The 21,911-nt window shown below is 54.1% G+C and carries 15 protein-coding genes; 4 read left to right on the top strand and 11 right to left on the bottom strand.

Annotated elements, in window-relative coordinates; translation table 11 throughout:
• Positions 1–32: 32 nt before the first annotated feature.
• Complete coding sequence (locus NST44_RS29040; protein ID WP_028404518.1) at positions 33–971, bottom strand: LysR family transcriptional regulator; 939 nt, start codon at positions 969–971, stop codon at positions 33–35.
• A gap of 119 nt (positions 972–1,090) precedes the next feature.
• On the opposite strand from NST44_RS29040, the gene NST44_RS29045 reads away from it, so the two are divergent.
• Complete coding sequence (locus tag NST44_RS29045) at positions 1,091–2,482, top strand: MFS transporter (RefSeq protein ID WP_340901293.1); 1,392 nt, start codon at positions 1,091–1,093, stop codon at positions 2,480–2,482.
• A 249-nt stretch (positions 2,483–2,731) separates the two neighbouring features.
• Here the strand turns inward: NST44_RS29045 and NST44_RS29050 are convergent, their stop codons facing one another.
• The 4 genes from NST44_RS29050 to NST44_RS29065 all read right to left on the bottom strand — a co-directional run bounded on the left by NST44_RS29050 (position 2,732) and on the right by NST44_RS29065 (position 9,483).
• Positions 2,732–4,594 carry an ABC transporter ATP-binding protein gene (locus NST44_RS29050; RefSeq protein WP_340901294.1) on the bottom strand — a complete coding sequence of 621 codons (1,863 nt, stop codon included), beginning with the start codon at positions 4,592–4,594 and terminating at the stop codon, positions 2,732–2,734.
• The gene (locus NST44_RS29055) at positions 4,575–6,320 is read right to left on the bottom strand and encodes an ABC transporter ATP-binding protein (protein WP_340901465.1); all 1,746 of its coding nucleotides are present in this window, start codon (positions 6,318–6,320) and stop codon (positions 4,575–4,577) included. Before NST44_RS29055 ends, NST44_RS29050 begins: the two co-directional genes overlap by 20 nt.
• A 532-nt stretch (positions 6,321–6,852) precedes the next feature.
• A complete protein-coding gene (locus NST44_RS29060; RefSeq protein WP_340901295.1) occupies positions 6,853–7,869 on the bottom strand; it encodes a C45 family peptidase in 1,017 nt (338 codons plus the stop codon).
• Between the two features lie 126 nt (positions 7,870–7,995).
• The gene (locus NST44_RS29065) at positions 7,996–9,483 is read right to left on the bottom strand and encodes an alpha/beta hydrolase family protein (protein ID WP_251537108.1); all 1,488 of its coding nucleotides are present in this window, start codon (positions 9,481–9,483) and stop codon (positions 7,996–7,998) included.
• A 179-nt stretch (positions 9,484–9,662) separates the two neighbouring features.
• Between NST44_RS29065 and NST44_RS29070 the strand changes: the two genes are divergently transcribed.
• The 3 genes from NST44_RS29070 to NST44_RS29080 all read left to right on the top strand — a co-directional run bounded on the left by NST44_RS29070 (position 9,663) and on the right by NST44_RS29080 (position 15,494).
• The gene (locus NST44_RS29070; RefSeq protein WP_028404515.1) at positions 9,663–10,400 is read left to right on the top strand and encodes a response regulator transcription factor; all 738 of its coding nucleotides are present in this window, start codon (positions 9,663–9,665) and stop codon (positions 10,398–10,400) included.
• Positions 10,397–11,830, top strand: coding sequence for a HAMP domain-containing sensor histidine kinase (locus NST44_RS29075; RefSeq protein ID WP_007130907.1), 1,434 nt, complete (start codon positions 10,397–10,399; stop codon positions 11,828–11,830). Before NST44_RS29070 ends, NST44_RS29075 begins: the two co-directional genes overlap by 4 nt.
• Positions 11,831–12,038: 208 nt before the next feature.
• Positions 12,039–15,494: a copper amine oxidase N-terminal domain-containing protein gene (locus tag NST44_RS29080; RefSeq protein WP_007130908.1), complete on the top strand. Its 3,456-nt coding sequence runs from the start codon at positions 12,039–12,041 to the stop codon at positions 15,492–15,494.
• 154 nt (positions 15,495–15,648) lie between these two features.
• Here NST44_RS29080 and NST44_RS29085 read toward each other — a convergent pair whose 3' ends face one another.
• From NST44_RS29085 to erm, 6 genes are all read right to left on the bottom strand, one after another.
• Positions 15,649–17,595, bottom strand: coding sequence for a PAS domain S-box protein (locus NST44_RS29085; protein ID WP_007130909.1), 1,947 nt, complete (start codon positions 17,593–17,595; stop codon positions 15,649–15,651).
• Positions 17,596–17,678: 83 nt separating this feature from the next.
• Positions 17,679–18,578: a hypothetical protein gene (locus NST44_RS29090; RefSeq protein WP_340901297.1), complete on the bottom strand. Its 900-nt coding sequence runs from the start codon at positions 18,576–18,578 to the stop codon at positions 17,679–17,681.
• Between the two features lie 30 nt (positions 18,579–18,608).
• Positions 18,609–19,361: an SDR family oxidoreductase gene (locus tag NST44_RS29095; RefSeq protein ID WP_007130911.1), complete on the bottom strand. Its 753-nt coding sequence runs from the start codon at positions 19,359–19,361 to the stop codon at positions 18,609–18,611.
• Positions 19,354–19,734 carry a MerR family transcriptional regulator gene (locus NST44_RS29100; RefSeq protein ID WP_007130912.1) on the bottom strand — a complete coding sequence of 127 codons (381 nt, stop codon included), beginning with the start codon at positions 19,732–19,734 and terminating at the stop codon, positions 19,354–19,356. The genes NST44_RS29095 and NST44_RS29100 overlap by 8 nt, the downstream gene beginning before the upstream one ends.
• A gap of 132 nt (positions 19,735–19,866) precedes the next feature.
• Complete coding sequence (locus NST44_RS29105; protein ID WP_007130913.1) at positions 19,867–20,544, bottom strand: CPBP family intramembrane glutamic endopeptidase; 678 nt, start codon at positions 20,542–20,544, stop codon at positions 19,867–19,869.
• A gap of 200 nt (positions 20,545–20,744) precedes the next feature.
• Positions 20,745–21,620 (bottom strand): 23S ribosomal RNA methyltransferase Erm, encoded by an 876-nt coding sequence (erm, locus tag NST44_RS29110; protein WP_007130914.1) that lies wholly within the window; start codon positions 21,618–21,620, stop codon positions 20,745–20,747.
• Positions 21,621–21,911 lie beyond the last annotated feature (291 nt).

Consider the following 21,911-nt stretch of genomic DNA (forward strand, 5'->3'; position numbering starts at 1 on the left):
TGCAGCTGCCGGCACGGCTGGGGCTGCTCCATTTATTGCAGCTGCCGGAACGCCTGCGTTTGCTCCATCCGCTCTTGCTCCACCGGCTCCTGCAGCTCATTAAAATAGTCGACGAGAAATTGCCGAAACCGCAGCGCGGCCTTGGACAAATACCGCTGTTCCAGCCAAGCTATGGAGAAGGTTCGGTGGCAGGAGGGAGATTCGATGCGCAGCATGGAATACGGCGGCTTGTCATCCCCTTTGCATCCGGGCACAAATGCGAGCCCCAGCCCGGCTGACACCAGGCTGTTAAGGGCTGCCGGTTCATCCACTTCGCAGACGACCTCTCGGCGGATCCCCGCCGACTCGCAAAACTCATCATTCATTTTACGGAACGGATGTCCCTCCTTGTACTCGATGAAGGCTTCGCCCGAGAGCTCCTGGAGCGAGATGCACTCGCGTCCTTCCAGCCGGTGTCCTGCAGGTACAGCCAGATACACCTCTGCTTGCAGGACAGGCATTTCCCGGATTTTAGCTTCCTCCAGCGATGCTGCTATAAAGCATAAATCCACCTCGCCGTTCTCCAGCATCCCCACCATATCCAACATGGCATTCGGGGGAATTTGGACGACTCGAAAGTTCACCTCCGGATAAGCGGTACGGAACGCGCCCAGCGCCTTCGAAAGCCGGTTTAAGGCCGTTGTCGCCAAGCGAATGCTCCCGCGCTCCATTCCCGCAAGGTCCGTCACTTCGCGCCGCCCCTCCTCCAGCGCCGACAAGGCGGTTTCCACGCTTTTCAGAAACGCTTTACCGAACGAATTAAGCTTAATCTGCCGATTCTGCCGGTCGAAGAGCGGAACGCCCAGATCCTCTTCCAGGCGGGCAATCGTCTTACTCAGGGCAGGCTGGGCGATTCGCAGCTCCTTGGCGGCGTTGGTCATATGCTCCATCCGGGCCACGGTCTGAAAATATTGAAGCTGAAGCAGTTCCATGATGAATCAACCTCTCTTTCCATAACCTTTAGTATATGAATGCATAACTTAACATATATTTTTATTTATTAACTATCGATTGTAAAATAAATCGTAATCAAAGGAAAGGGGGAATCGATATGCACGTCGATCCCGAAAGACCCCATGCTAATCAATTGATACGCATTTTGGCGTTTACGATGGTTCTCTCATCCATGAGCGCAACGATGTTTAACATCGTCCTGCCTGAAATGAGCAAGGACTTTCAGTTATCCTTTGCGCAGGTCAGCTGGGTGTCATCGATTTATATGCTCATCTATGCCATCGGCTCCGTCATATACGGCAAGCTTGCCGATACGTATAAATTGAAAAATCTGCTTACGTTCGGCTTGCTGCTGTTCTTCGTCGGCTCCATGGTCGGTTTGGCATCGCAGGCTTACTGGATGGTGCTTCTCGGCCGCATCCTGCAAGCCTCCGGCGCTGCGGTCATCCCCGCCACCGCGATGATTATTCCGGTACGTTACTTTCCGGCGGAGACCCGCGGTCGGGCGCTCGGGATTACCGCTACGGGACTCGCAATCGGCAGCGCCATCGGCCCGATCGTATCGGCGCTCATGGTAAGCGTGTTTCATTGGCGTTGGCTGTTCTTCATCCCGCTAGTCATCTTGTTTACGCTCCCGTTGTACCGTAAATATTTGGGCGATGAGCAGGGGCAGGGCGGCAAGATTGACTGGCTTGGCGGCGGTCTGCTCGCCGGAACGGTTGCCCTGCTGCTGCTGGCCGTTACCCAAGGCGGCTGGATCTATGCCACAGGCAGCCTCATCCTGTTCATTCTATTCATGATTCGCATCAAAGCGGCTAAGGCGCCATTCGTCCAGCCCCGCCTGTTCCGCAACGCCGGCTACTCCGTCGGCTTAACGCTCGGCGTATTCATTGTGAGCATCGGCTACGCCCTTCCGTTTTTGACGCCTCAGCTGCTCGCCGACGTTCATCGGCTTGAGCCTGGCTGGATCGGATTCATTATGGTACCGGGTGCCGTCGTTACGGCATTTCTTGGGCGGACCGGAGGCAAACTGGCGGATACGAAAGGAACCTCTTACCTGTTCTATGCCGCTTCATCGCTGCTTATCGCCGGATTTGTGCTGCTGTCCTCCTTCGCCTGGGTGTCCCCGATTGGGATCGCGTTGATTCTGATTCTCGGCAATGTCGGACAAATGTTCATGCAAATTTCGCTGTCGAAGACGATCTCACTGTCCTTGCCGAAAGAGCAGACCGGGGTCGGCATGGGACTGTTCTCCCTGCTGAACTTTCTATCGGGAGCGATCGCCACGGGGATCTACGGGAAGGCTGTTGATGTAGGAGCCTCGCATGCCTGGAATCCGCTCAATACAGACCAAGGCGCTTCCACCTACAGTAACATCTATGTCATTCTGGCGGCTGTGCAGCTCGGCATCCTGCTGCTGTACGCCGTACAGTTCGGACGGAACGCCCGGCGTACTCCGGAGCTTCAGGCAACAGGATCCAAGGGATAACGGCAGCGCTGGAGCAGCCGGCCACCAAATACGCTGCTGGGATTGTTCCTTCGATTGCAAACGGACAGCGCAGGATAGGACTAGTGTAACCGTCAAAAAGCATTAAAAAAATACCACCGGATGCTTAGAGCGAATATAATACTTCGCCCGTTAACGTCCGGTGGTATTGCTTTTTGCTTTTTGCTTTTGCTTTTGCTGTGTGCTTTTCGAACCTGTATTCGCATCGTTCGCAGACTGCACGCAGAGCCTTTACATTGCCGCCCGCTTCAATTGGCTGTGATACAGCTCGCTGTAGAAGCCGCCCTGCTTCAGCAGCTCGTCATGGGTGCCCTGCTCCAGCAGGCGCCCGTCCTTCAGCACGAGAATCCGGTCTGCCGAGCGGATCGTGTTAAGACGGTGCGCGATGACAAAGCTTGTTCTCCCCTTCATCAAGCGCTGCAAGCCCTCCTGGATTTTGATCTCCGTGACGGTATCGATGCTGCTCGTCGCTTCATCCAGCACCAGCATTGAGGGATTGGCCAAGATCGCACGCGCGATCGCAAGCAGCTGCTTCTGTCCCTGGCTGATTCCGCTTCCGTCCGGCTTAAGCATTTTGTCATAGCCGTCCTTCATCCGCATAATAAAGGAATGCGCATTCGCCAGCTTGGCTGCCTCTTCGACCTCTTCGTCGGTCGCATCCAGCCGTCCGAAGCGGATATTCTCCCGGATGGTTCCCTGGAATAGGAATGAATCCTGGAGCACGAAGGCCATTTGCGAACGCAGACTCTCCCGGCGTATGGTGGACAGGTCCCGGCCGTCCAGCGCAATCCGGCCGCTGTCCGGATCATAGAAGCGGGACAGCAGCTGGATCAGGGTTGTCTTGCCGGCGCCTGTCGGGCCGACAAGCGCGATCATCTCGCCGGGCTTGGCCTCGAAGCTGATGCCTTCCAGCGTGTCCCCTCCTTTTTCATAAGAGAACGAAACATTCTCGAAGGCTACGGCCCCGTCGACATGCGTTAACGTAACGGCTGCCCCTTCATCCTTCGCCTCGACTTCCTCGTCCAGCACTTCGAATACCCGCTCTGCCCCTGCAATCGCCGACAGCAGCGTATTCCACTGGTTCGCCAAATCGTTCAGCGGTCTTGTGAACTGTCTGGCATAGCTTTCGAAGATAATGATCGTGCCGATCGAAATATAGCCCTTGATGGCCATAATGCCGCCGATTCCCGCTACGATCGCAAAGCTGAGGTTGTTCAATCCGTTCATCAGCTTCGGAATGAAGCCGGAAATGCTCTGCGCCCAGAAGCCGGATAACCGAATCCGCTTGTTGCGCTCATTAAATTCCCGGATTACCCGCTCTTCCTGGGAGAACGCCTTGATCACCCGCTGGCCGGACAGCGTTTCCTCGATATAGCCGTTCAGATCGCCGAGATTGCGCTGGCGCTCCTTGAACAGCGGCCCCGTCCGCCGGGTGATCCAGCGCATCCCCAGCACCATGAGCGGAACGACCAGGAATGTCAGCAGCGTCAGCAGCGGACTGAGCCACAGCATAACGGTCAGCGTTCCGACCAGCGTCAGCACGCTCGAGAAGATTTGAATGGCCGAGCTGTTCAGCGTCGAGCTGACATTCTCGATATCATTGGTCAGACGGCTCATAATTTCGCCCTGCTGCCGTTTGCCGTAGAACGGAATCGGCAGCCGGTGCAGATGCGTGAACAATTCCATGCGCATCCGGTATACGGTCTCCTGGGCGATCCCGATCATCCAGACGTTATGAAGCCAGGTCGTCAGGGCCTGCAGAATGTAGACGGCTGCCAAGCCGATCAGGAAGTAAATCCAGCCCGAATCGTAGGGGGCCTCGTCCGGCCCTTTCAGACTGACCAAGAACTCATCCACGCCGATCCCAAGCAGATAAGGGCCCAGGAGGGACAGTCCCGAGCTTAGCATGACCATCAGCAGCACCAAAGCCAGCTTGCCCTTGCGCCGGGCAAGATAGGACCAGATTCTGGCCAGCGTGCCTGACATGTTTTTGGCCTTTGCCTTCGGTTTGCGGCCTGACGCGCCATCCGTTCCTTTCCCCAAATCCAGCTCAGGTCTCGGATGGCGGAACGGTTCAATGAATGCCTTGAGCATGCTTCCCGGCCTCCTCTCCATATTGGGACTCATAGATGCGGCGATACAGCGGAGAGCTTTCCATCAAGGTTTCATGGTTCCCTTTTCCGATGAGACGCCCATCGTCGAGCAGCAGAATGAGATCGGCCGAAGTCGTGGAGCTGATCTTCTGCGTAATGATAAACGTCGTGCAGGATAGATCCTTCAGCGCATCCAGCAGCGCCGCTTCGGTACGCACATCCAGCGCGCTCGTGCTATCGTCCAGGATGAGAATTGCCGGCTTGCGGACAAGCGCCCTGGCAATCGACAGCCGCTGTTTCTGGCCGCCCGACAGATTGACCCCGCGCTGACCGAGCATCGTGTCATATCCGCTCGGCAGCCGTTCGATCGTATCGTGAATTTGCGCGCGCCTCGCAGCCTCCTGAATCTCCTCCAGCGTGGCGTCTTCACGGCCCCAGGCGATATTCTCCCGCACCGTGCCCGAGAACAGCAGAACCTCCTGCGGAACATAACCGATGCTGCCGCGAAGATGATCGGCCAAGATCGAGCCGACATCCATGCCGTCCACCTTAACCGTGCCCTGATCCGGCTCATACAGCCTCGGAATGAGCTGAACGAGAGAGGATTTACCGGAGCCGGTCGCCCCCATGATCGCAATGCGCTCACCTGCCCGGGCCCGGAAGGAAATATCCGTCAGCACATCGATATCGCTCCCGGGATAGCTGAAGCTGACTTGCTCAAACTCGACGGCCCCTTCGATCCGCTTCATTGCGGATCGTTGGCCGTTCTCCTGATCGGCTTCCCGGTCTTCCGTCTGCAGAACCTCCTGCGCCCGCTGCGCGGAGGCGCGTCCGCGGGAGAACGCGACCACGATCCAGGACAGCGCCGACATCGCTCCGATGCAGCGAAGAGAGTAGTTGATGACGGCAACCACTTCGCCGACGCTTGCGCTTCCCGCCGCGATATCGCTGCGTCCGAACCACAGCACGGCCATAATTCCGGCGTTCATCACGAGCAGGATGAAGGGCATCGTGATCTCCGTAAGCCGCAGCGTCGACACGGTCGTGCTCATCAGCTCGCCCGACGTCCGGGCAAAGCGTTGAATCTCGTGCCCCATGCGAACGAACACGCGAATCAGGCGGATGCCGGTCAGATTCTCCTGGATGACGCCGTTGACGGCGTCCAGCTTCTGCTGTACGGTACGGAACGCATCGGCTGCCCGTCTCATCATCCAGGCGATAAAGATGAACAATGCCGGAACCGTCAGCACCAGCAGCACGCCCAGCTTTACATTGACGACCAGCGCCATGATAATGCTTCCCGTCACCAGCAGCGGCACGCGGCTCATGAACCGCAGCGCCATGAACACGGTCTCCTGGATTTGGGTCACGTCTCCCGTCAGCCTCGTTATAAGCGAGGAGGTGGCGAACCGGTTAAACAACGAATAGGAGAAGGATTGAACCTTGTCATACAGCTTGTCCCGAAGATCATAGCCCAGCCCCTGGCTCGTATGCGCGGCAAAGAAGGAGCTCGCAATGCCGGCAATGAAAGCGATGCCAGCACTGCCCAGCAGGACGCCTCCCCACATCCATACGACCGGGAGATCTCCTTTCTGGATGCCGTCGTCGATAATTTTGGAGATGAGCAGCGGCTGAATCAGCTCCACGGTAAGCTCGATCAGCATCATGACGAGTGCGGCAATCGCGGCAACGCGGTATTTTTTCAAAATCGAGAAGACCATTCCCATAAGCAATTCCTCCGAAGCCGAAGACCGGGATGTTCGATTCATGATGATGTTCCCACCAGGGTCTTCCTGTAGTCGCAAATTTTGTTTCGTATCAGAGCTCGAATATGTACATTATAATATAATTTCACCCGGAACTAGCCCGCTGAACGAAAAAATATGGCATTCATTTCTTTGGCGACAGGAGCCAGAAGTCAAATCATGAGACGAACAACGAAAAAAAGCGCTCTTCTCTTTATAGAAAAGAAGCGCTTTAATTTCACTATGATAACCGCCGGTTACCGCCTGGTTCCCGCTTCCCTTCATGGTTCCATGAAAGCCGCTCTATCCTCCGGCGTCAGTTTCGAGACGAATCCCGACGGGGCCCGTTCCGTATAGCTGACCGATTGAACGATCCACCGTCCCTCCACCATCGCGTATGCGGCCGTAGCAGGCCTTCATCCCGGTGACGATGCTCACTGGTCCCCTTATCCGGGTCACCGCCTGACAATACCGTTAAGTAAGGATCCATGAGCTTGACCTCTCTCGCATCGCTTTATTCCTTTTGACCGTCGATACGCCCCGTAAGCTCCCGAGCCTCGATATCTTTACCCTGAACCCATTCCCGGAAGGAAAACTCGAGCGGATGGCCTTGCGCCAGGGAAGTTAATACGACGCCGTCCTCATACGAATACGCGAAGGTGTGAAGCGTTCCGAAGAGCTGGTCGTAATCCGTGAAGAATAGCGGGGATTGCCGGTTCTTAAATATGTCGAAGGCTTCCGCGGCAGTTAACCGCTCCGGATCCAAACTTTCGAGGTAGCGTTTCCGGCGAAGGGAATGCTCAATGGACGGGCGGTTACGGCCCGTTAGCGTTTCATAATGGTTCACGCAAGCCATCGCCTCCTCGCCGGTACGGATGAGCACTTGATCCGGGCTTGCTTCGGCAACCGCCATGCTGCCATGCGCATCCCCGATTGAAAAGTTGTAACACGCCGCATGCGGAATGCTCCGCAGCATGTCGGCGGCCTCCTCTACGGTCGCGCAGGACTCGAGAACCATCCGCACGCTGATCCAAGGGGACACGCCCGTCCGGTATCCTTCGAAGCTGACAAAATGCAAGCCGGCGGCGAGTCCCTTCTCATTGACGCCGTCATGCCTGCCGATCCCTTGCAAATTGTAGCCGGCCGTCGCATAGCCTTGGCCTGTTTGGGACAGCGTAAACAGTCCGTCATAGAACTCAGGGGCAAAATCATAATTTCTGGCGTAAAACCCGCGGGTCATCAGGGCAGAGCAGCCCATCGCAGCAATCTTCGGCACATCGTATCCGCTGAATAAAGCGGCTGCCCTGCCGAACGGAAGCTTCAGCCCCTCCGCCAGCCCCTCAAGCTCTTCCAGCAGCACCGGAGCAAACGTGCGGTAAATGCCGCGCATCCGGTCTGTATCAATCTCCGGCTTGGTCATCGCTTCGAACGCTTGCACAATCGAATGTCCTTGCAGGCTGCGGCCCAAGCTGTATCCGTTGGCACGGGCATCCTCCCGAAGCTGCAAAATGCGGACGTGATACTCCGACATTTCAATCCCCCTTGTCACATTCCATTTGGAAATAAAATCCTGATCCCATTATAGATGAATGGGGTTCATTCTTACTATCAAAAACTCCAGCCCGGCATGTCACCATGCTTGGCTGGAGTTGAAAATTTACGGTCGGATCAGTCCAGGCAGGCTGAGCGCGGTCTTTTCAACCGAGGCGCCCGGATCGCCTTTCACATATTGATCGAAAAAGGCCGCGGACAGCGCGTTGATCGAGCTGTGCATCTGCCTTGGCTCCGCACCCTTGGGCGGAAGCAGCGGGGAGAACAGGTAAAAATCCGTAAAGCTCATATGGTTCGCATGGGCAAATATGATCGTATGCGCTTCACCCGACTCCGCGCGGCTTCGGCGTTCGACCGACTCGGCCCAGAACTGCTCGTAATCCTCCCGGCTGCGGCCGGAAGACGCCATCGCCCGGTCCAGCGATTGTTCAAATACGGCACGGTCGATGCTTAGCTCAGCATTCATCTGCATATACGGCTTGCCAAAGCCGCCTTCCGGCACCGGCTGTCCGTATAGGGTTCCGTCCATATTCAGTGCGGCCTTCACCCGGCTGTCCGCCAGCAGCATTTGCGCCGCGGTCGCCCCGCCGAACGAGTGGCCGAACATGCCGATCTTGTCCATGTCGAGCCGCCCGGACAAGAACCCTGAAGCGGCAGGCCCGCTCATCCGCTCCAGCTCGTCCAGGACAAATTTCGCATCCTCCACCCAGAGCCGGCTCTTCTCCTCGTAGGCATCGAAGCCCGACAAATTGCCAAGCTTGAGCATGGCGGTCCGGTCCGGGAACACGACGGCGGCGGCGTCATAGGCATGGTCGATGCCGACCACGATGTATCCCCGGCTGGCAAGCTCCGTTACCTGAAACGTGTTCTGGTTCCGAAAGCCGGAAAGCCCGTGAGAGAAGAGCAGCACGGGATATCGCTCCTGATCCCGGGATACTTCCGCATCCTGCATGGCATAAGGCTGCACATACTTTAGCTGGCTCAGCAGGAACGGAGGCATTGAAATCGACTGGCGCAGGCCTTCCAGAACAATCGGCAGATGCTCGATGTATGGCGCCTTGCCGCTGCCTGTGCCGGCTTCCGCCGGATACCAGATTTGAATCATGAGCCTGCGCCGATCCGCCCGATCCTCCGTAGCCGGCTCTTCCCTTCGTTTATCCTCCAGCATCAATGTCGTTGTTCCGACCTTGTACGTTCCTTGCGGTTCGGCAAACGTGAACACCGGCAGAAGCGACGGCAGGGCAGCCGACAGGATGGCATACAGGCATAATACCAAAGCGATCATCAAACGCTTGAATCCGCGAAGCCGTGGGCGCGGATTATCGCTCATGTCCGAGGCGGCGTTCCTTGTCTTCTTGCGCGAAGTCCCGGCATGATACAACGCCATTCCCCCTGCAGCCAGGCTGGCGGCATAAACCGGCAGCATCTGCCAGCGGTATCCTTCCGCGAATATTTGCGCGATGCTTAATGCTGCGCTCAAGGCCGCGGCCCAGGAGCAGAAGCTAACCGGGCGGCGGCGTTTTCGCGATAGCATGACGCATCCGATGACGATAGCGAGATTCGTGATCCATAGTGCCGTTTCGAGTGTACGCATAAACATCCTCCAATCGTTGTCATGTCCTCAGCGTATCATTCCGGCCTGTAGCCTGACTGTCGGGAACCTTACATTATCCTTACATTTCCTCCAAGCCGATGCCTGAACCGATCGTTACGGTGTATAGTTCTATATAGAGCAAGCGGCCAGGCCGTCGATGATTGAAAGGAAGAAACCAAGTGGAACCTTATGCGAAACCAAGCGAAGAACGTACAATCTTAATCGCCGATGACGAAGCGGACATCACCGAGCTGCTGCGGCTGTTCCTTGAGCGCGAGCACTATCGCGTACTGGAAGCATCCAGCGGCCGGGAAGCGTGGAATCTGCTGCAGCGAGAGCGGATCGACCTTGCAGTGATCGACATCATGATGCCGGAGCTGGACGGTTATCAGTTGATCGCGCGCATCCGTGAGAAGCTCAGGCTGCCCGTCATTATTTTGTCGGCCAGGAGCGGAGATGTCGATAAAGTTACCGGGCTTGGGCTCGGGGCGGACGATTTCATCTCCAAGCCGTTCAGCCCGATCGAAGTCGTGGCGAGAATCAAGGCGCAGCTAAGGCGGTTTTACGATCTTAAGGGGGCGGAGCCGCTTCGGGCGGCTGAACCGCTTCGGACCGTGAACGGACCGCTGGTGCTGGACCATGAAGCCTGCGTGTTGTACAAACGGGGCGTGACGATTACGCTCGGGCCGCTGGAGTACAAGCTGCTCAAGCTGTTGATGGAGGCGCCGGGCCGGATATTCACGAAGCGTCAAATATATGAGAGCGTATGGAACGAGCCGTATCTGGAAGACAGCAATACGGTCATGGTCCAGATCAGCAGGCTGAGGGATAAGCTGGAGGACGATCCGCGGGAGCCGCAGTTTTTGATCACGGTTAAAGGGCTCGGCTATAAGCTGAGCGCAGAGGATGCTCTATGATGACGAAGCGCCGAAGCGTACATGCGAGCCTGATGATCAATTATGCGCTGTTCTCCGTCATCCTCGGGATCATCGGATTTCTGGTGTATGACGGCATGTATGATGCCCGCGACGCCTATGTAAACCGAACGCTGCCCATGGTGGAAGCGGACCGTCTGGTCCGGGAGGATTGGGAGAGCATCCCTTACGAGACCGTGGAGTCTTTCGGAGGGTACATCCAGGTGCTGGATCAGCGCTTGAATGTCGTTTTTGCGAGGGGCAAAGGGGCCGGGGAAGCCCAAACCTCCTATTCGGAGGAAGAACTCTACGCCTTGTTCTACGAAGGAAACCGGTCGGACTACCATTCCCTCGCCCCTTTCCAATCATCGGGCGAAGAATATCGGCTGCTTGTAACGATACCGGACGGGGCGGTCAAGAAGGAAAGCCGCCTGGTGAAGACGACCGCGGACATCACCGATGCGTTTACGGGAATATTGCTGCGCGGCCTGCTGTGGTTCGCCGCTGCATTTCTGTTTAGTTTATGGCTGTACGGACGGTTGACCGCGCGGAAGTTTACGAATCCGTTAGCGGACGTATCCCGGGGTCTTGAACGGATCGCCGAAGGAGGGGGCGGGGAGCGGCTCCGTTATAACGCCAGCAAGGAGCTGATGCAGCTTCGGCATCATTTCAACCGGATGGCGGACAGGCTTGAGCAGGCGGAGTCGGATAAGCGAAAGCTGGAACAAGAACGGATGCGGCTGATGATGGACATTTCGCATGACTTGAAAACGCCGATATCCACGATCCAGGGATATGCGGAGGTGCTGCAGCTCGGCATGGAAGAGGATCCGGAGCAGCGCCGGAAATATGCCGGCCGGATTCATGCCAAGTCGAAACTGATCGCTTCCCTCGTGAACGACCTGTTTGAACTGACGAAGCTGGAGAGCGCGGATATGCCTTTTGAGCCTCAGCCAGGGGATTTTGCCGAGCTGTGCCGCACGACGGCCGCCGATCTGTACGATTCGTTCGAGCGGAAGGGAATCGGCTTCGACATCCGCATTGCCGATAAGCCGGTCAAACTGTCCTATCAGGATGATCTCATGCGCCGGGCGCTCTCGAATATATTGGCGAATGCTCTGAAATACAACCCGCCAGGCGCGAGCGTCTGGCTGGAGCTCGAGGCGATGCCTGACGGCGCGCTGCTGACCGTAGGCGACAATGGTCCGGGAATTTCCGAGAACGTGAGACACTCGGTGTTCGAGCCGTTCGTTCGCGGAGACCGTGCCCGGAAAAGCGACGGAGGCAGCGGACTCGGATTATCCATCGCGAAGAGCGTGGTTGAGCGGCACGGCGGGAGGATATGGCTGGATCCAGACGCGGAAGGCACGGTCATTCGGATCCGGTTATTCCGGGAGTCTATAAACGGTCTGGACGAGCCGCGGGCGAAATGATACACGGTGGAGGAAGCAACAGACGGCCTGCTGACCATGCTTAAGCCAAGGGGGATGCCTTACGATACAAGGGTTTTCCCCCTCTGAGCGCTGCCAGGTGCAAAAAAATATTTACGCTGCCGACGTTAACCATGAAACTTTATTCCGGGCGAATGCGTCATATTGTAGAGGAAAATAATAACAAGATTGAATTCAGGAGGTTGAGTGTGTGAAAAGAATATGGACTGCCTTGCTAGCAGCTATACTCATTGTTCCATTCCTATTCCAGTCACAGGCACAGGCGGCAGTTAATATCAGCGTCGTGATCGACGGCGTCCGCTTGAAAACACCGCAAGCGCCGGTCATGATTCAAGGACGGGTCATGCTGCCGATGCGGGTGATCTTCGAAGCGCTGGATGCATCCGTGAAATGGAATCAGAAGACGAAAACGGTCACGGCCGTGAAAGACGGCACCACCATCGTGCTGAAGATCAACTCCAAAACGGCAACGATTAATGGCAAGACCGTATCTTTAGACGTTCCGGCGAAAAACCTGAAGGGAAACACGATGGTTCCGGTCCGCTTCGTCAGTGAATCGCTCGGCGAGAAGATCGGCTGGAACTCCAGAACCAAAACGGTTACCATTACCACGTCTTCGGAACCGGATATCGGATTTACGGGAGTTAACCACGTAACCCTCCGGGATATCGGCAACGCCGGAGACGGACGCGATCTGTCGGTCAGCTTCTCCAAATCCTCTACGGAGTCGCAGGTTTCGCATTATCGCGTGTTTATCGTGAAGCAATCCCAGTCACTCAGCCTTGCCGAAGCACAGCGCCTGCCTTCGACGGCCTATACGTCAGTGCTTCCGACCGGCTCGGATCTCACCCGAACCTTCTCAGCCAGTACGACGGATACGAATGGAGATTTGATCCGAAATAATCAGCCGTATAAGGCGTATGTGCTGACCGTAGGGAATACTAGCGGCAACTATGCGTTGTCCCCTGCTTCCCCGTCACTGACGCTGACGAATTCGAATGCAGTCGCTGCGGCGACGAATGTGAAGGCCAGCGACGTCAGCAATTACGGCGATGGCCGCGATCTGTCGGTTAGCTTTACCCGCGCTCAGAGTGAAAGCAACATTTCGAATTACCAGGTGTTTGTCGTGAAATCCAAAGACGCAGCGAAATTCGACCTGGCAGCAGCGAAGGCGGTAGCTAGCACGAACTACACAACCGTCAATAAATCCAGTTCAAGCAATACGACCCTGACAACGGGCTTCAGCTCCACGTCAAGAGACACGTCGGGCGAATATATCCGCAGCGGCGTCGCTTATACGGTATTTGTTCTGTCCGTCAGCAGCAACGAGAGCGCAATCGCAAGCAAGCTGTCTTCCGGTTCGTCTTCGATTACGCTCAGCACAGGCACGACGACGGTTCCAAGCATCTCGCAGGTGACCGACGTGAGCGATTACGGCGACGGGCGCGACCTTCGCGTCAGCTTCAACCGGGTATCCAATGAGTCTTCCATCAGCGGCTACCGGATCTTCGTGGTCAAGGAGAGCGACTATCATAACTTCAGCGTAAGCCGGGCGAATGCCATCAATTCAAACTCCTACTACACGAATGTCAGCAAATCAAGCAATAATACTCTCACGCTCGGTTCGGGAGCTCGGGACGTGGATGGCGCCTTGATTCGTAACGGCGTATATTACCGGGTATTCGTGATGGCCCTCGACAATCAAAGCCAGAACAACAATGTTCTTTCTTCCGCTTCGAGTTCCATCATCCTGACGAACAACAGCTATCGTGTAGGAACGATCTCCAGCCTGTACGTCAGTGATGTAGGCAATTACGGAAACGGCCGGGATCTGGAAATTTCATTTAACCGGGCTTCGGACGAAAGCAATATTAGCCATTACCGGGTGTTTGTCGTAAAATCCTCGGATTATAACTATTTTGATTTAAGCAGAGCGGAAAACAACTCTTATTACACGCAAGTAAACAAAATCGGCTACAACAATTACAGGCTCAATCTGTCATCCGACAGCCGCGATGCTGACGGCGCATTGATTCGCAATGGCGTAAGCTACCGCGTATATGTTATGTCCTACGCATATTCGGGCAGCAATCACGCCCTGTCCTCTGCTTCATCGGCGATTACGCTCAGCGGTAACAATCAAAGTGTCAGTCCGGTTTCGACGCCTGTAGTGGAAGACATCGGCGACAATGGCAACGGCAGCGACCTGAGAGTTTCGTTCAGTCGTCCTTCCGACGAGTATTACATCGACCATTACAGAGTATTTGTCGTGAAGTCTTCCAAGTCACTGTCAGTAAACGATGCTACGAATAATGGATACTTTACAAGAGTGAACAAAAATTCGGGTTATTCCGTCCGACTGGATTCGAACGCTCGAGATACAGATGGAGAATTGATTAAGAACGGCACGGGCTACCGCGTATACGTGCTGTCAGTCGGCACTTATGGCGTCAACGCCATTTCCCCAAGATCGAACGAGATCAAGCTTCAGGGCAAAACGCAGGTCGGCACGGCAACCATCAGATCCGTTGAGGATGTTGGGAATAAAGGCGACGCCAGCGACATCAAGGTCAAATTCGACAAAGCAACCAACGAAACCAATATTTACGGATATCGCATCATGATCGTTGAGGCTGGGGATGCCCAAAATTTCAAATTAGAGCAAGCTAACGCGGTACAAAATCAAGATCGATACGATTTCGTGCCTGTAGGTAATTCTTTTGATAACACTTTAAGACCAGGGACGAAGGACGTAAACGGCAAAGACATCCGCAACAAGGTGCCTTACCATGTGTTCGTCTTATCCGTTAGTAACGATGGTGGAAGCACCAATGCACTGTCCCAGCCATACGGTCCGATCGTGCTTGAGGGGACTCAAGTCGCCGTTCCTTCCGATGTGTACGCAGGAATTGAGGGCAACAACGGCAACGCCAGCGATATCAAAGTGCGGTTTACTCCTGCAGATAACGCGGGCACTATAAGTGAATACCGGATCATGGTCGTACCTGATGCGAAAGCGTTTGGGGAAGCTGAAGCCAGCCTGGTTAAACAAGGAAACTACACACCAGTCGCGCCGCCGCAAGGACAGTACGACAGCCTTTTGCCAGCTGAAACGAAGGATGTCGACGGCAACCCAATCAAAGCCGGCAGCTCTTACAGAGTCTATATCCTTGTTGTGGCTGACGGAACCGTCTCGACCAAGAATAAGCTGTCGTCATCTTCACAGCCCTTTACGATTCCCTCCCCGACTCAGGTGACCGATGTAAAGGCCGAGCTGAATGGCACGGGAGATAAAGTGAAGGTGAGCTTTAAGAAGGCAGCGGATGAGCGCAATATTGGTGAGTACCGCGTCTTCATCGTATCCAAAAGCGAAGTGAGTAAATTCAAAGTTGCCGATGCGAAGAATCACGTCTCCGGAAGCATTGCCGTAACCGGCAAAGACATTGCTGAAGAATTGACAACCAAGATCGATGATCTCAAAGATGCCAAGGGAGAAGCCATCAAGCCGGACACCGAATACGTTGTATTCGTTCTGTCCGCAGCAAAGGACACGAAGAAGCCGCTCTCGGCTACGGCTACCCAGGCTCCGGCATTGTCGGCACCATCCAAAGCCTTTGTTATTAAGAAAACAACTGCAACACCTTAAGCATCCACATGAGGCTTATGCCATTAATATCGTAAGCAAAAAGGAGCTGTCCCCCGCGGTTGAAAAACCGCAGGAGACAGCTCCTTTAATGATTTGCAAGCTCACCAAAATACCGGACGTTTTATCCGCATAGCCAAAAGGCTCGTTGCATCGGTTAAGCCGTCGAGCCGTCCGTGGAACTGTTCACTCGGGTACTACGGAAAATATCGATAACATCCGATACCGCCTGCATACTGACAGGCTTGCTCACATATTCATCCATGCCCATCGCCAAATACTTCTCGCGATCGCCCTTGATTGCGTGAGCCGTGACAGCGACAACATAAGGGCGCTTATCCGCAGGAGCGCTCTGCTTAATGATTCTGGCAGCTTCCATCCCGTCCATGAACGGCATCTGAATATCCATGAATATCAAATCATACGGATACTTCTTATAGGCCTCAACCGCTTCCAGCCCATTGGGGACAGTCTCCGATGAATAACCGAGCTTCTCAATGATTTTCTTTAGCACCAGCTGATTCACTTCATTGTCTTCCACAATCAAAATTTTGAAGGCATTGCCGTCAGCATCATCGAGCTCCTGAACCGGATTCTCCTCTCCTTCATTCACCGCAACCAAAGGGTACTTCAATTGAACGGTAAACGTAAAGACGGATCCGGTCTGCTTCGGATTCGGTTCATACCAGATTTCGCCGCCCATCAGCTCCACAAGCTTCTTGCAGATCGCCAGACCGAGACCGGTACCTTCCACTTGGCGGGTCATGTAATGATCCACCTGATAGAACGGCTCGAACAATTGGGGGACCTTCTCGCTTGGTACCCCAATCCCCGTATCGGTTACGGAGAATTGGATCAGCCCCGATCCATGGATGCTCTGAATACATGACACCGAGACGGAGACAGAGCCGGTCGGCGTAAATTTCACGGCATTGCTAAGCAGATTCATCAGCACCTGCCGCAGCTTTGTCATGTCACCGTACACTTGATCCTGAACATCGGGAGCTACCGAGGTGGTCACCTCAATATTTTTCTCAAGCGCCTTCGGGAGCATCAGGTTCATGGTTTCCGACAGCGTGTTTCGAAGACTGAAGGTTTCTTCGGACAGCTCGGTTCGGCCGGACTCGATCTTAGAGAAGTCCAGAATATCGTTAATAATATTCAGCAGTGTGGTGCCGCTCTTCTTGATGATCTGGACATATTCCCGCTGCTCCTCATCCAGATCGGTATCCAATATCAAATCCGTCATGCCGATTACGCCATTCATCGGGGTTCTGATTTCATGGCTCATCATGGCCAGGAACTCACTCTTGGCCTTGTTGGTTTTCTCGGCAGCCTCCTTCTCGATGATAAGCTTCTTCTGCTCGGTCATGTCCTTCGCGATAATGTAGAAACCGACATTCTTGTTATGAATAACGATCGGCGCCAAGGTGGCGAGCACCTCGACCATATGCCCGTCCTTGTGCCTGATCCCGTTGATCGATTTCTCGGCGGAGGTATAGTCGGCTGAATCGGAGAGCACCCGTCTCAAGTTGTGTTCTCCCATCAGAAGAGATATACGCTTTCCGGCCAATTCGGGAATCGTATATCCCGTAAGCTGCTCGGCCATCTGATTCCCGTTCATAATTTCCCCTTGGAGATTAAAGGAAATGATGGCGTCGTGATTATATTTTTTTAATGAGGTATATCGTTCGATACTTTCCTGAAGCTTCTGTTCGGCCACCTTGCTGTCGGTAATATCGACCATTTGCGAAATAAAAAACAGCGGGGTCTTGTCCTTCTCATCGCGCACGAGGGATACGTGAACAGAAGTCCAAATCCGTCTGCCGTCTTTATGCATAAATTGTTTTTCCAAGGCGACCGTCGGGACCTTCTCGCTTAAGGACTGAACCAGCTTCTCCGGACTATCGACGTTATCGGAATATATATAATCCGTAGCCGGCTGCTGCATCAATTCTTTCTCGGTAAATCCGAACATTTTGCATGCTGCCGGGTTAACACTGATCCAATTTCCTTCGATCGTAACTAGGGCAATGCCAATCGGAGCACTCTTGTATACATGCTCAAACAACGCTTGATGACCAAAAATGTTAGCTTCACTCATACTCGGCACCTCCTAATACCGAATATTATACATCAGCAGACAAAGAATAAGTCTTTTAATTTGGAGGTTTTTTTCTATGAATCTCATTCAAAAGTTTCTTCATCAATCCACGTTAAGTTCAAAAGGGTACTCTCCCCGTACTGCGGCGCCATCTGTTCACTATATGACTCCACTTCCTCAAAGGGAATGTTGAGCTGAACAGCCTCCTCTTCCAGCCCCATATCGATAAGCTCATTTGTCACCAGTTTCCGTATCTCCGGGTCATCGTACAGCAGCTGAGAGGTTTGAGCGTCACGGATAAACGCCAGTTTCGGCATCCTCGGTGCTTTCAGAAAAAAAAGGCGAACCGATTCCAAATCCGTAGTTTCATCCGGTAGCAGCCGGACTCCCTCCACGGAATCATCCGGAGACCATCGCACAACTCCCAAGGGGGATTTGGTCGATAAGGCAATCTCCTCCGCCCGCTTTCGACTCAGCTCCGCAATATACCGGGGCATGTCGGGGATCGGCTCTATCGCAAATCGCTCCCGCAGCATCCGCTTAGCCTGCAATCTCTCCTCACTGTCGTATTCGGTCTCCCGCTGCTGCATATGCTCGCGTAAATCATCCGCAGCCCGAAAATGGTTGTACAGGATGATGTTGTCTGTATATACCACACGTAAAAAGTCACGGATGCTTGGGGCAACTAGCCATACTTCATCACCAATATCCATCGGGGATACGCAAACAATATAGGCCTGCTCCAAATCGGATACCGTCCCGAAGTCCGTTAGAAACCCATAGTGAATGCCGTCAACGCCCGCTGAGGCAAATGGAATGACATCCGGCGGCGTTGAGATATATCTGAAACGACGGCCTTCCATAATCAGCCCCAAATGAAAATCCAGTGACAAGCCGTTGTCTTTCAGTTCCTCTTCAAACTTCAGCAGCTCCTTAATCGTCTCAGGAACGGCATACTTACCGTAATCTCCCCTATCATTCAATGCGATACCCTCCAATTGCTTTATAGTGGTTCACCAGGCAATCCTTCTCCGCTCTCGAAAGTATCCTCCGCTTGGGCCGGCATCATCAAGGGTAGCGAGCCATACGGCCGTATCCGCACCCTCCGCGACGGAGAGCGGGGCATCCGCTCCTCCCATATCAGTCCGAACCCGTCCCGGGCATACCGCATTTACCTTGATTCCGGTACCTGCCACCTCTTGGGAAACAAGACAGGTCATCGCATTCAGCATCGTCTTGGACATCCGGTAGGCGGACGATACTCCTCCTAGCTTGAAGCCCGGATCCAAGCTGCCGTCCATGATTTCGAATGCACCGAGGCCTGAAGATATGTTGACGATTCGACCATAGTCATGCTGCTTCATCAAAGGAATTGCAGCCTGGGTCAACCGCAGCGCGCCGAAGAAGTTCGTTTCGAAAGTAGCCCGTATCAGACGTTCTTCGACATCCAGGATCGAGATTCCTTGATCCAAAATGACCCCCGCATTGTTCACAAGCACATCCAGCCGTCCATATTCCGTCCGAACAAACGCCATCAGCCGTTCTGCCTCATCCGCTTGATCGATATCCAGCACATGCAGTGCCGCCCGGTGCCCCTCTGCATGCAGGTCTTGCACTGCCTGGCGCCCTTTCTCCTCATCCCGCGATGTCATGATAACAACGATTCCTTGGGCCCCCAGCTGGCGGGCGATTTCCTTGCCAATGCCCCGATTCCCTCCGGTAACGACGGCTACCCGATCCCTGGACGGATCAAAGTTTCTACTCACGGCTCCCATCTCCTTTACGTAAAATGCGTTCCCATCTCGCAATGCTCTGCTCCAAATGAGTCTTTGCCTGCTGCAGCTGCTCCATCCGGCGCGTGATTTCATCCAGCTTCTTTCTGCCCACTTCGATAGCGCTCGGCAGGCACTCCTGTTTGGGGCTGTCGTCAAAGGCGCATTCAAAAAAGCTCACAATCTCCTTTACCGTTAAGCCTAAGCCGAAATACATTTGAATCAGGCGGACCCGCTCGATATCGGATTCCGCATATTGACGGTAGCCATTGGCCGATCGATCAGGGCGCAGCAGCTCCTTTTCCTCATAATAACGAAGCGATCGGAGACTCACCCCGGTTTTATCCGATAATTCGCTGATATGCACATGCAGCAGCTCCTTTTTCGTTTCGATGTATTCGCATTGTAAACCATCACATCATGTGAAGGTCAATGCCAAAAAAGCCGGCCAAGAGCAATCTTGACCAGCTGTGTCTTCGGCCTGTCTCTAGACCTGTCTCTATATGATGTCAAACAATATAAATCCAATTGTATTAATAGCGAGATTCGCACACAAATGAACCATCCAGGAAGCGTAAATGTTGCCGTTTCGCTCGTTCAGCCAGTTAAACAGCAGGCCCGCGATGAACAGGCTCGCGATCAGGAGCAGGAACAGCGGCAGCGTAAACCAGCTGGTCATCATCGCAATATGATAGACGGCAAATGCTCCCGCACTGAACAGATAAGCGAATGTGCGGCCGACTTGATCCTTCAAGGTGAAGAAGGCAAAGCCCCGGAAGAAGAATTCCTCCAGCAGCGAGTTCACAAACGATATGTAAATCGCGACGAACACGAAGTTGCCGGCGTTGACGCCGATATGCTGCTGAAGGGCTCCGGTCACCCGTGAAAAATCAAAGAGCGGCCCGATGAGAGCATAACTGGCAAGGATGAATGCAAATACGCCGGCTCCGAGCAGGAGCGAGGCCAGCAGACCTTTTTTCTCGAAGTTGAACAGCTTCCGAAACGGAACCCCTCCGCCCATCAGCGCATAGCCGATCGGCAGCGTAAGGAACAGCAGCATTTTGATGACCGATTTGACCGCATAATTCGGCCTTATGACAGCATCCACATAGGCCATCACGATACAGCTTACGAGAATGATCGCGATTAAGGACCAGGCTTTCGTTCTGGATTTCATAGATATGAAACTCCTTTAGCATCATTTCCAATAAAAGGTTCAAACTTCTTCTATCATAACATACCGGCAGCTGGTGAAGAGGCGGACTACCTATATTAATGAGGAGAACATAAGCAAAAAGCAAAAAAGAGAGGCGTGTCGCCTCTCTTTCGCCTCTCTTGGTTATTTGCCAGCTTGATCGATTCATACGCTTTCTTGGACTACCTCCGCTTTTTCGGTTTACCGAATCCAGGCAGCGGCGTTCTCGGCCACCGCTCCGGCGGAACATGCTTCAGCATCGCGGAGAATAGCTGTCCCCACCCCGCTTCGTCCAACCGGCTGACCGGAAATCCTCGATCGACCCCAAGCTGCCGGATCAACCGAGTCATTTGCGGCGGGGTGAATACCCCGGACAATGCCTCTGGCAGTGGGAGATCCGGATATCGCAAGGTATAAGCTGCCAGCGCCATAAACCTGGCATGATGCTTTGGAGGAACCAGAGGATCTTTCCTTCTGCGAATGGTAAGGATGCCTGAATCCACCTTCGGCGGCGGTGAAAAATTCGAGGGCGCGACCGCTCGGACAAGCTGGAACTCATAGCTCATTCTCCAGCCTAACATCCGCGGATTCCGCGCGAGCCGTCCGGTAAAACGTTTGGCCGCCCCAAGCTCCACCAGCAGCACGGCTCTTTGAAGGGGGACGGCCGGATGATCCAGCAGCCTTCCCAGAATCGGTGTTGTGATCGAGTAGGGAATATTCGCGACCACGACAAACTCCCGGCGCGGAAGCTGAATCTGTAATATATCTGCCGGCACCACGCGGACATTCTGCATGTGCCCAGCCTCTGCGCGGCTCCTCAGCTTGCTGACGTACTCCGGATCGGTCTCGACGGCGATGACGTTAGCCGCTCTTTCCGCGAGCGGAAAGGTGATCGCTCCTGTCCCGGCACCGAGATCCAGAACGGTTTCGTGGCGTTGGATGCGCGCGAGGTCAATCATATCAAGCACGAGCCGTTTGTTGATCAACCGATGCTGCGCGGAGAAATTTTTAGGATTGTTCTTCGATTTATGATGACAATGTCGATTGTTTTTAGACACAAATATGCACCTCATTCATTCGTTTAGTAATGAAAAAGGCACAGCTCAAATAAACCTTGCCGTCATTGATCAAAAAACGGCAGGATCTAAATGCTCTGTACCCTCATTACCGAATCCGAATGTATGCGATGCAACACATGCTAAGGACAAGCCTCCTTTAACGAAATCAAAAACACCCATAGTATAGCATAGGTACCCGGGCGACCCCCAGGGGATTTTCAGTGTAAATCATTCTTTACCAAAGCGGCTATATCCCTTAGTTCCCGTCGCTGGATAAAAAAAGAGGAGCAT

Source organism: Paenibacillus sp. FSL W8-0919, assembly GCF_038003785.1.
GTDB classification, from domain to species: Bacteria; Bacillota; Bacilli; order Paenibacillales; family Paenibacillaceae; genus Paenibacillus_AQ; species Paenibacillus_AQ lactis.

What these genes read in the sequence shown, in the direction of transcription:
- NST44_RS29065 (WP_251537108.1), bottom strand. Translation starts at nt 9,483, where the DNA reads ATGCGTACACTCGAAACGGCACTATGGATCACGAATCTCGCTATCGTC.
- NST44_RS29085 (WP_007130909.1), bottom strand. Translation starts at nt 17,595, where the DNA reads ATGAGTGAAGCTAACATTTTTGGTCATCAAGCGTTGTTTGAGCATGTA.
- NST44_RS29045 (WP_340901293.1), top strand. Translation starts at nt 1,091, where the DNA reads ATGCACGTCGATCCCGAAAGACCCCATGCTAATCAATTGATACGCATT.
- NST44_RS29105 (WP_007130913.1), bottom strand. Translation starts at nt 20,544, where the DNA reads ATGAAATCCAGAACGAAAGCCTGGTCCTTAATCGCGATCATTCTCGTA.
- NST44_RS29040 (WP_028404518.1), bottom strand. Translation starts at nt 971, where the DNA reads ATGGAACTGCTTCAGCTTCAATATTTTCAGACCGTGGCCCGGATGGAG.
- NST44_RS29060 (WP_340901295.1), bottom strand. Translation starts at nt 7,869, where the DNA reads ATGTCGGAGTATCACGTCCGCATTTTGCAGCTTCGGGAGGATGCCCGT.
- NST44_RS29075 (WP_007130907.1), top strand. Translation starts at nt 10,397, where the DNA reads ATGATGACGAAGCGCCGAAGCGTACATGCGAGCCTGATGATCAATTAT.
- NST44_RS29050 (WP_340901294.1), bottom strand. Translation starts at nt 4,594, where the DNA reads ATGCTCAAGGCATTCATTGAACCGTTCCGCCATCCGAGACCTGAGCTG.
- NST44_RS29055 (WP_340901465.1), bottom strand. Translation starts at nt 6,320, where the DNA reads ATGGGAATGGTCTTCTCGATTTTGAAAAAATACCGCGTTGCCGCGATT.